The 14,526-nt window shown below is 32.1% G+C and carries 15 protein-coding genes; 12 read left to right on the top strand and 3 right to left on the bottom strand.

Annotated features, from left to right (window positions below):
* The first annotated feature begins 2 nt into the window (after positions 1-2).
* The 7 genes from GB234_RS08185 (at position 3) to GB234_RS08155 (ending at position 6,004) form a co-directional block, all read left to right on the top strand.
* Positions 3-1,616 (top strand): LptF/LptG family permease, encoded by a 1,614-nt coding sequence (locus GB234_RS08185; protein ID WP_151894059.1) that lies wholly within the window; start codon positions 3-5, stop codon positions 1,614-1,616.
* A 263-nt stretch (positions 1,617-1,879) separates the two neighbouring features.
* Positions 1,880-3,028, top strand: a complete 1,149-nt coding sequence (ribB, locus tag GB234_RS08180) for a 3,4-dihydroxy-2-butanone-4-phosphate synthase (RefSeq protein WP_151894058.1) — start codon at positions 1,880-1,882, stop codon at positions 3,026-3,028.
* Between the two features lie 28 nt (positions 3,029-3,056).
* Positions 3,057-4,181 carry a hypothetical protein gene (locus tag GB234_RS08175; RefSeq protein WP_151894057.1) on the top strand — a complete coding sequence of 375 codons (1,125 nt, stop codon included), beginning with the start codon at positions 3,057-3,059 and terminating at the stop codon, positions 4,179-4,181.
* 232 nt (positions 4,182-4,413) lie between these two features.
* On the top strand, positions 4,414-4,872 hold the full coding sequence (locus GB234_RS08170) for a hypothetical protein (protein ID WP_151894056.1): 459 nt from the start codon (positions 4,414-4,416) through the stop codon (positions 4,870-4,872).
* Between the two features lie 196 nt (positions 4,873-5,068).
* On the top strand, positions 5,069-5,323 hold the full coding sequence (locus GB234_RS08165; RefSeq protein WP_151894055.1) for an Imm17 family immunity protein: 255 nt from the start codon (positions 5,069-5,071) through the stop codon (positions 5,321-5,323).
* A gap of 48 nt (positions 5,324-5,371) precedes the next feature.
* Positions 5,372-5,635 carry a hypothetical protein gene (locus GB234_RS08160; RefSeq protein ID WP_151894054.1) on the top strand — a complete coding sequence of 88 codons (264 nt, stop codon included), beginning with the start codon at positions 5,372-5,374 and terminating at the stop codon, positions 5,633-5,635.
* Positions 5,636-5,656: 21 nt separating this feature from the next.
* Positions 5,657-6,004 carry a hypothetical protein gene (locus GB234_RS08155; protein WP_151894053.1) on the top strand — a complete coding sequence of 116 codons (348 nt, stop codon included), beginning with the start codon at positions 5,657-5,659 and terminating at the stop codon, positions 6,002-6,004.
* 35 nt (positions 6,005-6,039) lie between these two features.
* Here the strand turns inward: GB234_RS08155 and GB234_RS08150 are convergent, their stop codons facing one another.
* Both GB234_RS08150 and GB234_RS08145 read right to left on the bottom strand, forming a co-directional pair.
* Entirely contained in the window at positions 6,040-6,594 is a 555-nt protein-coding gene (locus GB234_RS08150) for a hypothetical protein (RefSeq protein ID WP_151894052.1), read from the bottom strand.
* A 45-nt stretch (positions 6,595-6,639) separates the two neighbouring features.
* The gene (locus GB234_RS08145) at positions 6,640-7,833 is read right to left on the bottom strand and encodes a DegT/DnrJ/EryC1/StrS family aminotransferase (protein WP_151894051.1); all 1,194 of its coding nucleotides are present in this window, start codon (positions 7,831-7,833) and stop codon (positions 6,640-6,642) included.
* 200 nt (positions 7,834-8,033) lie between these two features.
* On the opposite strand from GB234_RS08145, the gene GB234_RS08140 reads away from it, so the two are divergent.
* Positions 8,034-9,818: an ABC transporter ATP-binding protein gene (locus tag GB234_RS08140; RefSeq protein ID WP_151894050.1), complete on the top strand. Its 1,785-nt coding sequence runs from the start codon at positions 8,034-8,036 to the stop codon at positions 9,816-9,818.
* 57 nt (positions 9,819-9,875) lie between these two features.
* Complete coding sequence (locus GB234_RS08135) at positions 9,876-10,481, top strand: RDD family protein (protein ID WP_151894049.1); 606 nt, start codon at positions 9,876-9,878, stop codon at positions 10,479-10,481.
* Between the two features lie 12 nt (positions 10,482-10,493).
* Here GB234_RS08135 and GB234_RS08130 read toward each other — a convergent pair whose 3' ends face one another.
* On the bottom strand, positions 10,494-11,129 hold the full coding sequence (locus tag GB234_RS08130; RefSeq protein ID WP_151894048.1) for an NAD(P)H-dependent oxidoreductase: 636 nt from the start codon (positions 11,127-11,129) through the stop codon (positions 10,494-10,496).
* Positions 11,130-11,220: 91 nt separating this feature from the next.
* Between GB234_RS08130 and GB234_RS08125 the strand changes: the two genes are divergently transcribed.
* The 3 genes from GB234_RS08125 (at position 11,221) to GB234_RS08115 (ending at position 14,491) form a co-directional block, all read left to right on the top strand.
* Positions 11,221-11,610 carry an acyl-CoA thioesterase gene (locus GB234_RS08125; RefSeq protein WP_151894047.1) on the top strand — a complete coding sequence of 130 codons (390 nt, stop codon included), beginning with the start codon at positions 11,221-11,223 and terminating at the stop codon, positions 11,608-11,610.
* Positions 11,611-11,758: 148 nt separating this feature from the next.
* Positions 11,759-13,318, top strand: a complete 1,560-nt coding sequence (locus GB234_RS08120; RefSeq protein ID WP_151894046.1) for a helix-turn-helix domain-containing protein — start codon at positions 11,759-11,761, stop codon at positions 13,316-13,318.
* Between the two features lie 33 nt (positions 13,319-13,351).
* The gene (locus GB234_RS08115; protein ID WP_151894045.1) at positions 13,352-14,491 is read left to right on the top strand and encodes a tetratricopeptide repeat protein; all 1,140 of its coding nucleotides are present in this window, start codon (positions 13,352-13,354) and stop codon (positions 14,489-14,491) included.
* The last annotated feature ends 35 nt before the right edge of the window (positions 14,492-14,526 follow it).

Genomic DNA, 14,526 nt, shown 5'->3' with positions numbered 1-14,526 from the left:
GTTTGAAAATACTCGACCGGTATATATTGATAAGTTATTTGAAGACGTTTTTTAGCGTCTTCATTATTTTAATGTTTATTTTTGTGCTGCAAACTATCTGGCTTTACATCAGTGAACTAGCTGGAAAGGATTTAGATTTTTGGATTGTCCTTAAATTTTTGTGGTTTGTTTCACCTCGTCTTATCCCACTCGTATTACCGTTAACAATATTAGTAACCTCATTGATGGTTTTTGGAAGTTTTTCCGAAAAATATGAGTTTGCCGCTATGAAATCTACTGGTATTTCTTTGCAACGTGCCATGCGAAGTCTCACTGTATTTATACTATTACTAAGTTTTACAGCATTTTTATTTGCTAATAATGTTATTCCTTACTCAGAATACAAATGGCAAAATTTACGACGTAACATTGCGCAGGTTAGCCCCTCAATGGTAATTAGCGCTGGTCAGTTTAGCCAAATAGGCGATGATATTAATATTAAAGTTGCAGAAAAATCTGGTGAACGTGATGAGTTTTTGAAAGATGTTATCATACACCGAAAAAATCCAGCAAAGCCTAACGGTAATTATAATGTTACCATTGCAGAAACTGGAGAACTTGCCAGTCAAGAAGGTAGCAATACACTATCGCTCATTTTAAGAAACGGAAACGACTACCAAGAAATCCAAGAAAAAGATTTAAAAAAGCAAAAACGCGAACCATTTTCAAAAACATATTTTAAAGAGTATACCATAAATATTGATTTAACGGCTCTCAATGATACTGATATTGACCAAGAGAATAACTTGAGCAATCAAAATATGTTTAACATGAGTGAACTCATTGTAGAAATCGATTCACTTTCTAAAAGTTATACAACAGATATTAGTGCTTTTGCTGATAATGTGTATTACCGCAGTGGTGTTTCAAAATTGAAAGACCCTGCATTAAAAGCCAAGAAAACGCCAGATACATTAGACACATACTTAGATGTATTTAAGCCAAAAACACAAGCTGACATTGCAAAGATGGCTCTTAATAATGTAAAAGGAACACTACAAAGTATAAGTGCAAAAAAGAGCGAGTTTAGTATAAAAACTAAAAGACTCAACAAATTTGAAATGGCATTACATGACAAATATGTACTTGCAGTTGCATGCATAATTCTCTTTTTTGTAGGAGCACCTCTAGGAGCTATTATTAGAAAAGGAGGTATGGGATTACCTATGGTAGTTGCAATCTTACTATTCCTTACGTATCACTTTATAGGTATTTTTGCAAAAAATAGCGCGGAGGATGGCACACTGCATCCATTTATCGCCACTTGGATGAGTACCGCCATAATGTTACCTTTAAGTATTTGGCTCACCTATCGCGCCACTACAGATCAAGGTGTTTTTGACATTGATACATTTGTAAGTAGGTTTACAAGATTATTTAAGAAAAAAGGTGACTCAGAGCTTCAAGAAGACCAAATCTTACTTACCCAACAAGAAAAAGCACTTGTACTGTCTAGAAATGAGGAACAATTAAAAGACATTGTTAACAATCACGAAAAGTTAGGGTATTCAAAAGAAGTAAAAGACGCTGCCATAAGAGAATTAAAAAACAAAGGCTATAAAGATGGCGAATTTTAAATACACTCTTTAAAAAGTACTTTTTTTAATTTCTTCGGAAATTTTTATTTCATTTTAATTTCTTATTTAATTGTAATTCAGCGTTGTGCAACTATACTACAAGGCTATTTGTACTAAATGATCTCCCACCCCACATATTTCCGAAGTAAAAATTTTGTTTTCCTTTTTTAATAAACCACTTCTACTTTTCAATACTAAAAAATCTGTACTGGTTACAAATTACCCACCTCATTCATTATCTTTGTATAACTAAAGATACTGCTATGTTAACTACCGTAAACGGAACCCAGATAAAATTAAACACCATTGAAGAAGCTATTGAAGACATCAAGCAAGGCAAGGTAATTATTGTCGTTGATGATGAAGATAGAGAAAATGAAGGTGATTTTCTGGCAGCTGCCGAAACGATAACACCCGAAATTATCAACTTTATGGCAACACATGGTAGAGGCCTTATTTGTGCGCCAATTACCGAAAGTCGTTGTAAGGAATTACAGCTAGAAATGATGACGGGGAATAATACAGACCCTATGGAAACTGCGTTTACAATTTCGGTAGATTTAAAAGGCAACGGTGTAACCACTGGAATTTCAGCCAGTGATAGAGCAAAAACTGTTAAATCATTAATTGATGCAGAGACAAAGCCATACGATTTAAGCAGGCCTGGACATATATTTCCATTAAAAGCTAAAGATGGCGGTGTGCTTCGAAGAACAGGACATACAGAGGCTGCGATTGATTTTGCTAGGCTTGCTGGGTTACAACCGGCCGGTGTTATTGTCGAAATCATGAATGAAGATGGTACGATGGCAAGATTGCCACATCTTGTTGAGGTTGCTAAAAGGTTTGATTTAAAACTTGTATCAATCGAAGCGCTCGTAGCATATAGAATGGAGCACGACTCATTAATTGAAAAGAAGGAAGATTTTAATATTGCTACAAACTTTGGCGAGTTTAGACTACGTGCCTATCAACAAACTACAAATGACCAAATTCATATTGCACTTACCAAAGGAACGTGGGGCGCTGGTGAATCTATTATGGTGCGTGTAAACTCTACATTAGTTAACAATGATATTCTTGGAACACTTACCAATAACGTTGACAAAAAACTTGATGACATGTTTAGGGTTATTAATAAAGAAGGTAAAGGCGCCTTGGTTTTTATCAACCAACAGAGCCAGTCTTTTAATCTTCTAGCCAGGCTGCGTCAACTTAGAGAAGCTCAAAAAGAGAATACAATTGTAAAAGCTCCATCAATTGGCATGGATGTGAAAGATTTTGGTATTGGTGCTCAAATTTTGCATGACCTTGGTATCCACAAGATAAGATTAGTCTCTAATTCTACCCAATCTAAACGTGTGGGAATGATAGGCTATGGACTGGAGATTATTGACTATGTTTCTTATTAGGGAGTTAGCAATAATTAAAAAAAAAACAATGAGGTACTATATATTTCATTTATTCATACTTCTATATTCAACTTTAAGTTTAGGGCAAACAGTTGATGACTTACAAGAATATTTAGACAACGTTGATAAAGTTGAGCCCGTTTATTCTATGCAATCTGAATTTTTAGTGCCTGACGAAAGCTTACTAAATAGTGATGCCTATCAAATAAGGTATTATCAGAAATTGAAAGAAATTTTATTTGAAGGTTTACCAAATTCCTACGACACTCGGTTTCTATCATTACCATCTTTTCACGAAGAAGAAGTTTTATTATTGAGAAATGATACATTGTATTACAATACAGTAAATATTAAAATTTGGCACGTCCATTACAATGAAATCCTTGATAATAAGCCAGAATTAGATACGGTAGATGAAAAAATAAAATTAGAAAAGCATATTGGTAAGCTTTCAAATAATGATGCGGAACTATTAAAAAAACTCTACAGAGCGGTACTTTCTAAAGCTAGATATAGAATTTTCTCACCCGAAGAAATGAATAGACTCGTAGTTGGTAATGATGGAACATCATACAATTTTTCAATATCAAATTATGAACAAAAGGATGGGAGTACTTGGTCACCTAAAAAAGATAGTAAAATGTATCGGCTTGTGGAAATTCATAAAAAATTAATTCAAACTTTAAAAGAGAGTAGAGAGAATAATCAAATCTTATTAAAAGAAAAATTACAAAACAAAATTAAAACATTGATTGATGAAGTAAATTTATCCGAATTTGAATTTGAAAAAAACACAGTTCGGAAGGTTAAAGATACCATTGTTAGTCATTTGAATAAAAATTTCCCTACAAAACGATTGGCTGAAAGTATGGAATTTGATTATGTGGCAGATGATTTTATATTTACGATAGAAAATGGGAAAATCGTTTCAGTTAATTTTCAAGAAGTAGATTACGAAGGATATTCTGAAAAAGAACTTATTGAAATAAAATCCCAAGAGAATAAGCTGCTTAATGAGTATAAGAAAGCATTAAGTAATCTTGATTTACGATATTTGAATCTCGAACTAAACCTCAAAATTTATATTGATTTAACCTATGATGATACTGATTATATATTAAAGGAATTCATTTTTAAAATCAATAAAATGTGAGCATTAACTATTGCTAACAAAGTATATAATCAATGCGGGAGTTGTCGCTTAATTAAAAGTAAAGGTATATTTGGAAGTCGCCGAATTTTTACAAATTCGACTTATTCCTAGAAAAAATAATAATCGAAATTTGTAAAAATCAGCTCGTGTCCGTCCGAAAGGCTAATACCTTTCTTCCTCCGCACTGCTCATATACAGAGACGTTGTCCGCAAGCTGAAAAAAAAATTGTGAATGAAATTTAAATTGCTAATTTTATTAATAATTGGAATAACTAACTATGGATTTGGTCAAAATCTGAATATGGTTATTCAAGTGAATGACCAATTAGTTCTAAATGGCGCATTCAACTTGCATTTTGAATATAAAAGCGGAATAAAAGAACGAATCCAAATTGGATATGAACCAGGCGAATTAAAGTTAACTGAATCTGATTGGAAAAAAATATCTTCGGATTCAACAAAAAATATAATTCTTACTTTTAATTATGATGATTTTTTGAAAGTAAAAAAACAAGATTCTTATTATGAAATTGAGATGGAAAAATATCATTTTGATAATCGCTATTTGATTTTACGAGTTTATGATTTTTGCGAAAGAAAATATCGTAGAAAATATAGTTGTTTAACTGATGAAGATTACATTTATGACTTTAACTATCCACAAGGCGGAATTTTAATAAGTTGCGGATAAATTGATAAGCAGAACGCAGAGAGCCTGCGCACAACAAAGTATACAAACAATGCGAGAGTAGCCGCTAAACTAAAAATGAAGGCACTTTTTTACGTCGCCGAATTTTTACAAATCCAACTTTTGACAGGAAAAATAAAATTTATAATTTAAAAAGCTGATTTTAAATTATTTACAAAGCCATAGTGCGTCATACTAAATGGAAGATATATTTAATCAAATAAAGGTTTTTTTTGAACAGAATCCGAGTTATGCTTATTTATTACTAAGTATCGTTTTTTTGATAATGGCAATTGGCAATTTTAAAAATAGAGATTGGGCAATCGACCCTGCAAACAGTACTCAAAAGTTAAATTACGAGATTTTTGGTCACAACGCATTCAGATTTGGAAAAGGTTTAATCTATGTGTTAGGTTTTATAGTTGGGTTTAGTGCATTTATTTATAGTTTATAAAAATTTATGAAAAATTTAAAAATATTTCACTTAACGCTACTTCTACTATTGGTGTTAAATATATATGGGCAAGAATATTTTGAAGGAGAAATAATATATGAAATAGAATATGAACCTATAAATCCTAATATTCCTAAAGAGTATTTAGAAAATGAATTCGGAAAGTCTTTTAATGCATATATCAAGGAAGATAGATATGCAATGATTTATCATGGAAATGGACTAAAAGGTTGGATGAAAACAATAGTAAGGTTAGACTTAGGATATTCATATACTGAGTTCGAAAAATCTGATACAATTGCTAAAACTTAATTTGGAAAAGGAAATGAAAAATTGATAGAATTTAAACGTAATCCAGAAGATCAAATAAAAATACTTGATGAGTTATGTGAATCTATATCTATAGTTTATAAACCAACGGGCACAGAATCGTTTTTTCAAATATTTAAAGGAAAATACTATTTCAATCCAAAATATAAATTAAATAAAAATTTATATAAAAAATATACCGACGGTTTTTGGAATCTTTTTGTTGAAGAATCTGAATCTATAAGTATTAAAAATGAAACAGAATTTTACCCATTATTTAAAACCATACAAGAAGCAACAAAGATTGAAGAAAAAAAAATACCTTTTTCTATGTTTGAACCAAATCTATCAAAAATAATAGTTGAAGAATAATATTAAGAGGTCAAATTCAGATCCATTGTATATTGTTAAAAAGATATATTCACAAAAGGAATTACTGGGCTTGTATAAACACTACCACCACTATCATACAGAAAATTAAATTTAGCACTTATTGCTATTTTGTTTGTTACATTATAGCCTGCGCCTAAGAATAGAGCACTTTCCCAAAAATCCTTTTCAATATCACCTTCTGGAGAGTCTGTTTTTCGCAATGCGTAAAGCTCTGCAAATTCAATTAAAATACTTATTTGTTCTATAGGTGCATAGTTACTTAACACATTTGCACCCGCTGTAAATGTATTTTGTATATCCTTAATTGCAGTATAACTTCCTTGTAAACCTGCGCCTATATTTACTTTATCACTTAATTTATAAGTAAGGTTTGGAGATAGACTAACATTTGTACCCCCCACAAAACCAAGCCCGAATCCTAAACCAAATTTCAACTTTTTTTCTGCAACTTCTAGCGTATCTATTTTCTTTAAATTTTGTGCAATGACGCTTTGAGAAAATAAGCACATTAGCATAATTGATAAGAAAAAGAAGTAGGGGGATTTTGATAATGTATATTTTTTTTCCATTTTTTGAAATTTACTTTGGACAACAATATACAGTATTATCAACTCTTATAATTGTTCTTTAATAGTTTGCGCTATTAACTTAGCTCTTTTTTCAACCTCATCTTCGCTCATCCCTATTTTAACCAAAGAAGAAATTGTTCTCCCCATCCATGCATCACTCTTTGAAAAATTAGAATTATTTAAATCTTGCATTTGAGTTTTAATTTCAGAGGATAAATTTTGAAAAGACTGTAAATTTCTTAAATGTTCCCATCCATGGATATAATGCCAATTATTATCAAACCAATAAAAGCAAGCCTCTACCCCTGCTCCGCCTAATGCCGTGTGCACCCTTTTAGCAATTTCCTGCGTGGGTAAAAAGAAGTTCACAAAAGAATGGTTTTGCACCCCGCCCTCTGGTACTTTTCTAAATGTTACCTCAGGGATTTTAGCTAGTTCCTCAGCTAGAATGTTGTAATACTGCTTTTGCTTTGCTAAAATAGCGTCAAATTTTTCTAACTGAGCAATGCCTACGGCAGCATGTAATTCTGAAATCCTAAAATTATAACCAAGTGCTGGGTGCGTTTCGGCACCACGATTATTACCCACATGATCGTGACCGTGGTCTTGAAACTGGTCTGTATTTATTTTATAAGTGTCGTTATTTGTAATAATGCCGCCACCCTCACCACACGTAATTGTTTTAACAAAATCAAATGAAAAGCAACCTAAATCTCCAATGCTTCCTAAAGGTTTTCCGTTAAACGTTCCCCCTATCGCTTGGCAAGCATCTTCAATCAACAAAAGATTATGGGTGTTACAAATTTCGGCTAAAGCATTTAAATCTGCCATAGAACCACACATATGCACTGGCATGATACACTTTGTTTTTGGTGTAATTGAAGCCTCCACAGCCTTAGGGTCTAACCCTAAACTAGCATCAATATCAACAAGCACAGGAATCGCTCCCAGCATTAAAATAGACTCAAAACTCGCTACAAAAGTAAAAACGGGCATAATCACCTCATCCCCTGCTCCCACTCCTGCAGCTGCAAGCGCAACAGTTAAAGCAGCAGTCCCGCTAGACACTAACTGGCAATGCTTTGCTTCCATACGAGCTGCAAAAGCTTTTTCAAATTCAAGTGCTTTCCAGTGTCCGTTACGCATGCCATCAAATCCGTAGCGCATCAACACACCGTTTTCTAAAACATCATTTACTTGTGAGCGCTCTTCGTCGCCAAAAACTTCAAATCCAGGCATAATCGTTAATTATTTATAGTTTGTGATTCTTAGTTTTACGCAGAGATGGTTATCTAATATTAATTATTTAAAAAACGTTTTGACTGCGCTCAACCAGATAGGTTCTATTTTTTTTATGATTGTAAATATACGGCTGTCATTTAATTTTTAATAAGCTTTTATCTTCGGAAATGTGACTCCCTTGACTACCTTTGAATTTGATGAGACACTACGCAGAAAATAAAGAAACAAAAGGGTCAAAGAAAGACAAAAAGAAATCTAAAGTCACCATGACATCGGCATTTAAGACGATTATCTGGCCAAGACGAAAGTTAGTTTTTATCGGTCTTGCTTTGATCGTAATAGGAAGGCTTGCGAGCTTTGTACTTCCACTAAAATCTAAAGAATTACTAGACGAAATTATTCCAAATAAAGATTTTTCTTCTTTATATAACTTGTTATGGATGGTTGGGATAGCGCTTTTAGTACAAGCCATCACTTCATTTTTACTAACTCGAATATTGAGTGTACAAGCACAATATCTCATTAGCGAGTTGCGAGCGCAAGTACAGAAAAAAGTACTGTCATTACCCATTAGCTTTTTTGATAATACAAAAAGCGGCGCACTCGTTTCTAGAATTATGAGTGATGTGGAAGGCGTACGTAACCTAATAGGAACAGGACTTGTTCAACTCGTAGGCGGTACGATTACCGCAATAGTGTCGGTAGTATTATTAGTTCGTATTAATGCTTGGATGACATTATTTGTGTTTTTACCTGTTGCCATCTTTGGGGTTGTCGCTTTAAAAGCTTTTAAATTTATCCGCCCCATTTTTAGAGATCGCGGAAGAATCAATGCCGAGGTGAAAGGTAGATTGAATGAAACACTTGCTGGTGTTCGTGTAATTAAAGGATTTAATGCAGAGGAGCAAGAAAATAAAATTTTTGAAGAAGGTGTAGATAAGTTGTTTCAAAATGTAAAAAAGAGTTTGACTGCAACAGCAATAATGACAAGTTCCAGTACATTTTTACTTGGGCTGGCTTCTGTAGGAATTATGGGAATTGGTGGTTATTATATGATTGAAGGAGATATGACTGTGGGAGACTTTTTACTCTTTACGTTATTATTAGGTTTTATGGTTGCTCCCATAGTACAAATGAGCAATATAGGAAGTCAACTCACCGAAGCACTTGCTGGACTTGACCGTACCGAAGAATTAATGAATATCACTCCTGAGGAAGAAATGAAAAATAGAACAGTAACCTTGCCCGCTATTAAAGGACATTTACAATTTAAAGATGTAACCTTTGCTTATGAGAAAGGGAAAAATGTATTGCACAAAATTAATATTGATGTAAAAGCAGGAAATGTAATTGCGCTTGTGGGTAGTTCAGGATCTGGAAAATCTACAATTGCCGGACTTTCTGCTACGTTTTTAACGCCGACAACTGGACAGGTTTTAATGGACGGTGTAGATCTGACTACCGTAAAATTAAGTAGCTACCGTAAAAATCTAGGAGTTGTGCTACAAGATGAGTTTCTATTTGAAGGTACAATTAGAGATAATATATTATTTCCAAGACCAGATGCTACAGAAGAGCAATTATTAAATGCCGTTAATGCTGGATATGTAAACGAATTTACAGATCGCTTTGAAGATGGGTTGGATACTTTAATTGGTGAGCGAGGTGTAAAGTTAAGTGGTGGACAACGCCAACGTATCTCTATCGCAAGAGCAATTTTAGCAGACCCTAAAATTATTATTCTAGATGAAGCAACGTCAAATTTAGATACTGAAAGTGAGGCGTTGATTCAAAAATCATTAAACGAACTTATCAAAAACAGAACGACTATTATTATTGCTCATAGATTAAGTACTATCAAAAAAGCAGATCAAATTCTAGTTATCGAAAATGGAAACATCGCCGAAACAGGAACACATGATTCATTGATAGCTAAAGAAGGTAGATATTTTGATTTATACACGTACCAAGCTAAAATATAATATCAAGGGTTTGAATTGTAGGTTTAAATTAAGGTATATTTCAGAAAAAAATAACCCATGAATCGTCAAGAGCACTTGCAATTTTGTAATGTATGTACCCATAAAAAATTTGATAGATATAAAGGTACCGTATGCAATTTAACAGATGAAAGAGCAGATTTTGATGTTAGTTGCCCACACTTTGCAAAAGACAACACACTCGCTGACAAAGAATTAACTTATGTTTCTAATCTCGCAAAAATGGATTTAGCAACTACTGGAACTCGTTTTGGAAATTACATAATTGACTTAATTATTATGTTATTATTACAACTAGGATTTGGAATTGCACTAGGTGTAGTTTTAGGTTTAATTGCACCAGATACAATAAACTCCATTTCTGAAAGCAGCAGAATTTCAAATTATATTTTAGGTGGAATTTTCTCCTTTTTATATTATACTTTTTTTGAGCATGCATATGGTCAAAGTATAGGCAAAATGTTGACAAAGACTAAAGTTGTTGATTTAAATGGTGAAAAACCTACTTTAAGTATTATTGCAAAAAGATCTTTATGTAGACTTATCCCTTTTGAAGCTTTTTCTTTTCTTGGTGACGACAGCGTAGGGTGGCATGATACTATAAGTGACACGCGAGTAGTTTATATAAAAAACGAAACAGAATAAATATAGATAAAGTTACATTTCAATAACAACATTTTTAACCCCACGGCGCACCTTTTTCATAGCTGAAAACATATCATCTTCTGCCCGATAGCCCACTGCAAGTACTAAAACAGACTGTAATCCTATTTTGTTTAACTCTAATAAGCTGTCATACGCAGCTGGGTCAAATCCTTCAATGGGGCACGCATCAATTTCTTCAATTGCGCAAACTGTTAAAAGATTTCCCATAGCTAGGTAGGCTTGTTTTGCAGCCCAAATTTGGATTTCCTCTTTCGGTTTCTCAGAAAATGAATCAATCAAAAAAATTTCAAAAGGCTTTAAAATTTCCGAAGGTGTCCTTCTTATTTTCTCCACATTTTTAAAATAACTTTCAATATGATTTTTTGAAATTTCGGTTTCCGTACAGAGGACTAAAACATGTGAGCAATCTTTTACCTGTACTTGATTCATCGTTGGAGGCACAAGAGATTCTTTAATTTTAGGATCTGAAATTACTAACAGTTTTAATGGTTGCAAGCCATAAGAAGTTGCTGTTAAATTGAAAGATTCTTTAAGAATATTAAGTTTAGCTTCGGAAATTTTCTGCGCCGAGTCAAATTTTTTAGTAGCATATCTCCATTTTAATGCCGTGACGATATCTTGTGTCATATTGGGTATATTTGCTGGCAAAAATAGGCAGTATAAATTTCTTAAGTCTAGTATTAAGATAACTAATTGCTATACCAAAATAATTACTTTCATGTCCAATATAGAATTACTAAAAGATCAAAGCGAAACCCGAATTTTTAAAGCTGTATTTCCAAATACTACAAATCATTACGATACGCTTTTTGGTGGGACTACTTTACATATGATGGATGAGGCTTCTTTTATTTGCGCTACACGCTTTAGCCGTAAAAAAGTAGTTACAGTTTCTACAGATAAAATAGATTTTACGAAACCCATACCCCAAGGAAGCATTGTAGAGTTAATTGCGCGTGTGGATAAAGTGGGGCGATCTAGTTGTGTTGTAAAGGTGGATATTTTTATGGAAGATATGTACAGTGCCCAACGTGAAAAAGTGGTAACGGGCTATTTTACATTTGTTGCAATTGGTGATGATAAAAAACCTGTGGCCATTGTAGATTAATGATTAGTAAGGCTGAGGAGAGAGTGAAAACTTACTTTAAATTGTAGGTGTCAAATTTCTTTAATTAAAGCAATTTTATGTTTAAAACTGCGCCTTTATTGGTCTTGCTATTAGGTAACAAAAAATTATCTTTGTTAGATATTGCTTTATGATTCGTTACGTTTTTTATATTCTAATTTCTCTTCTTTTATCTGTAGTTTCCTATGGACAGGAAAATGCTATTGAAACATTAAATTTTAATAAAAGCATAAATACAATCTATCAAGACCCTGACCAAACAATTAAAATTGCAAATTACTTTTTAAAAAAATCGCCCTCTAAGATTGATAATGCAAAGGCGCTCTATTTACGTTCTGAAAGTCAAAAATTAAAAGGTAACAATGCACAAAGTATTGAAGATTTATACCAAGCAAAAAACATTCTTGAGAGTATAAATGAAAATTATATTACTTCATTAGTCTTAGTTGGCTTGGCTCAACAGTGCCGTTATCAAGGCATGCACAATGTTTCTAAATCTTACTTATCTAATGCCACTTCACTAATCACCTATATTTTAGATCCTTATGAAAAAGATATTGCGTTAAGTAAGTTGCATCAAGAACAATCTGCAATATTTATATCTGAATCTCATTTTAATGATGCATTTGAAATTCTTTTAAAACAAAATAATAATAATGATGCTATTAAGAAAATTGTACCTGGGTTATATTTAGAAACTGAAAATTTAAAAGCTCAAATAAAACTTGCTTCTGATGAGTTAGAATCTGCAAAAACAATTTTTAATGAATCGCTGATAGTTTTAAAATCACAACAATTAGAAGACTCATCTATTAAAGCAGTAACTCAACTTGGTTTAGGAGAGGTATATTTTAATGAGAATGAGCATAAAATTGCAAAAGGGTTTTTACTTGAATCATTACAGGTAAATATTATTGAACCAAAAATTAAATTAAGGATTTTAAATCTCTTATCTAAAGTTTACAAGCAATTAGATAGCATATCATTGTCTCAAAAATACTATACTGAAAGCTCTCTACTTTCTGCATCATTAGTTAATGATGAAAGAAGCGTTAGAAATGTACTATTGTCTAAAATTGAGGAAAACCAAAAAGACACACTAGAAAAAGACTTAAACAATTATTATGTTTTAGGCGCTCTAATTTTTACTGTATTATTAATTATTCTTTTAAGCTATTATTTTTACAATAGAAAGCTGGATAGAGAATACCGCCAATTTGAAAAAATTATAAAACAGATTGAAAATAAAGAAAAGCTTGAGATGGTTGTTATAGAAAATGCAACAAATAACGTAAAAGAAACGAAAGGTGTTTTCATTCCTTCAGGAACTAAAAATGCTATTTTAGCAAGGCTTGAAGCTTTTGAAAATTCTGATCGATTTATAAATCCTAACATGTCTCTAGCATTGTTAGCAAAACAATTAAAGACTAATACGAAATACATTTCAGAAATTATACGTACACATAAGAATAAAAATTTTAACACCTATATTAATGAACTTCGCATAAATTACATTATAAATCTAATGCAGGGAGATGCTCAATATTTAAATTATAAGGTGAGCTATCTTGCTGAAAAATGTGGTTTTTCTTCTCATAGCTCGTTCACTGTAGTTTTTAAGTCAATCACAGATATTACACCAAAACAATTTGTAGTCTTTTTAAAGAAAAACAATAAAGTAGCTTCTTGAACTTTTTAGTACCTTTCTGCAAAGATATTTTAAATGTTTCCTACTTTTTTCAACACATTTCTACTTCTCACTACTTTAACCTCCGCCACACTTTTTGGGCAACAGCAAGCTACTCTTGACAGCTTAAAAAAAGAGGTAAGTGTACTTGTTTATAACAACCCTGAACTTGCTATTGAAAAAGGATTTAAATTATATAATTTATCAAAAGACAATGCTTCATATCAAATAAGTGCTTTACTCTCTATTGCTAATGGATATGCTATTTTAAAAGAGCATGATGAAGTTTTTAAATATGCATTGAAAGCAGATTCAATAGCAGAAAAGAATGAAAATTATACAGATCAAGTGCGTGTTTTAGGCTTCATAGGAGGCCAATATAGACGTCTTAAGCTAAGTGGAAGAGCACTTCGTTATTTAGACGAAGCTTATAACTTAACGGTAAAGCACCCACTTCCAGATTCTCTAGAATTTATTCAAGGTAATATACTTGTTGTAAAAGGACTTATTAAGAAAGATGATTTAGGGTGTGAATACGCATTACCTTATTTTACTGATGCAGTAAAAGTTTTTGAGCGTAATACTGATAGAAAATCAGTGATTGCAAATCTTGCGATTACTCTCAACAATATAGGAGATTGTTTTATTGAACTTGAGAGATTTAGTGAGGCAAAACAAAGTTTTGATGAAGCAATTACATATGCACTAAAAATTAATGCAATAAAAAACATTGCATCATCAAAATTAGGATTAGCAAAATTGCTTTCTATAGAGAGTAAATACGAGGCTGCGATTGAGAATTTAGAGACTACTTTAAATTCAATTAAAAATGTAAATGATGCAGCTATAAATATAAAAATATTGAAAGCTCTTTCAGAAAATTATAAAATAATAGGTAATAACGAAAAGTTTAATTCGTATACAAAAATGTATTTAGAAGAGGAGCAAAAACTTCTTGAGCAGGAAAAAAAATCTTTAAATAAAGTGACTGAAGAAATGTCTTCAGAAAATTTAGAAAAAAGGATAAATCAAAAAAATAAATACACATATACATTTTTGATTTGTGGACTCATTTTATTTATAATAATCGTATTAATTTTAAGGAATATTTTGCAAAAGCGAACAAAAATCGCAAAAAGTAAAGATAAAATTCAAAAATCTACAAAAAAAGGCTAGAATTCAAATAATCGCCTTAAAGACAGCATATTAAC

The sequence above is a fragment of the Patiriisocius marinistellae genome (genome assembly GCF_009014635.1).
Taxonomy (GTDB): domain Bacteria; phylum Bacteroidota; class Bacteroidia; order Flavobacteriales; family Flavobacteriaceae; genus Patiriisocius; species Patiriisocius marinistellae.
Note: the sequence above shows the minus strand (reverse complement) of the source record. Positions and strands in the feature narration are given on the sequence as shown.

What these genes read in the sequence shown, in the direction of transcription:
- GB234_RS08130 (WP_151894048.1), bottom strand. Translation starts at nt 11,129, where the DNA reads ATGACACAAGATATCGTCACGGCATTAAAATGGAGATATGCTACTAAA.
- GB234_RS08115 (WP_151894045.1), top strand. Translation starts at nt 13,352, where the DNA reads ATGTTTCCTACTTTTTTCAACACATTTCTACTTCTCACTACTTTAACC.
- GB234_RS08150 (WP_151894052.1), bottom strand. Translation starts at nt 6,594, where the DNA reads ATGGAAAAAAAATATACATTATCAAAATCCCCCTACTTCTTTTTCTTA.
- GB234_RS08135 (WP_151894049.1), top strand. Translation starts at nt 9,876, where the DNA reads ATGAATCGTCAAGAGCACTTGCAATTTTGTAATGTATGTACCCATAAA.
- GB234_RS08175 (WP_151894057.1), top strand. Translation starts at nt 3,057, where the DNA reads ATGAGGTACTATATATTTCATTTATTCATACTTCTATATTCAACTTTA.
- GB234_RS08170 (WP_151894056.1), top strand. Translation starts at nt 4,414, where the DNA reads ATGAAATTTAAATTGCTAATTTTATTAATAATTGGAATAACTAACTAT.
- GB234_RS08165 (WP_151894055.1), top strand. Translation starts at nt 5,069, where the DNA reads ATGGAAGATATATTTAATCAAATAAAGGTTTTTTTTGAACAGAATCCG.
- GB234_RS08125 (WP_151894047.1), top strand. Translation starts at nt 11,221, where the DNA reads ATGTCCAATATAGAATTACTAAAAGATCAAAGCGAAACCCGAATTTTT.
- GB234_RS08145 (WP_151894051.1), bottom strand. Translation starts at nt 7,833, where the DNA reads ATGCCTGGATTTGAAGTTTTTGGCGACGAAGAGCGCTCACAAGTAAAT.
- GB234_RS08140 (WP_151894050.1), top strand. Translation starts at nt 8,034, where the DNA reads ATGAGACACTACGCAGAAAATAAAGAAACAAAAGGGTCAAAGAAAGAC.
- GB234_RS08120 (WP_151894046.1), top strand. Translation starts at nt 11,759, where the DNA reads ATGATTCGTTACGTTTTTTATATTCTAATTTCTCTTCTTTTATCTGTA.
- ribB (WP_151894058.1), top strand. Translation starts at nt 1,880, where the DNA reads ATGTTAACTACCGTAAACGGAACCCAGATAAAATTAAACACCATTGAA.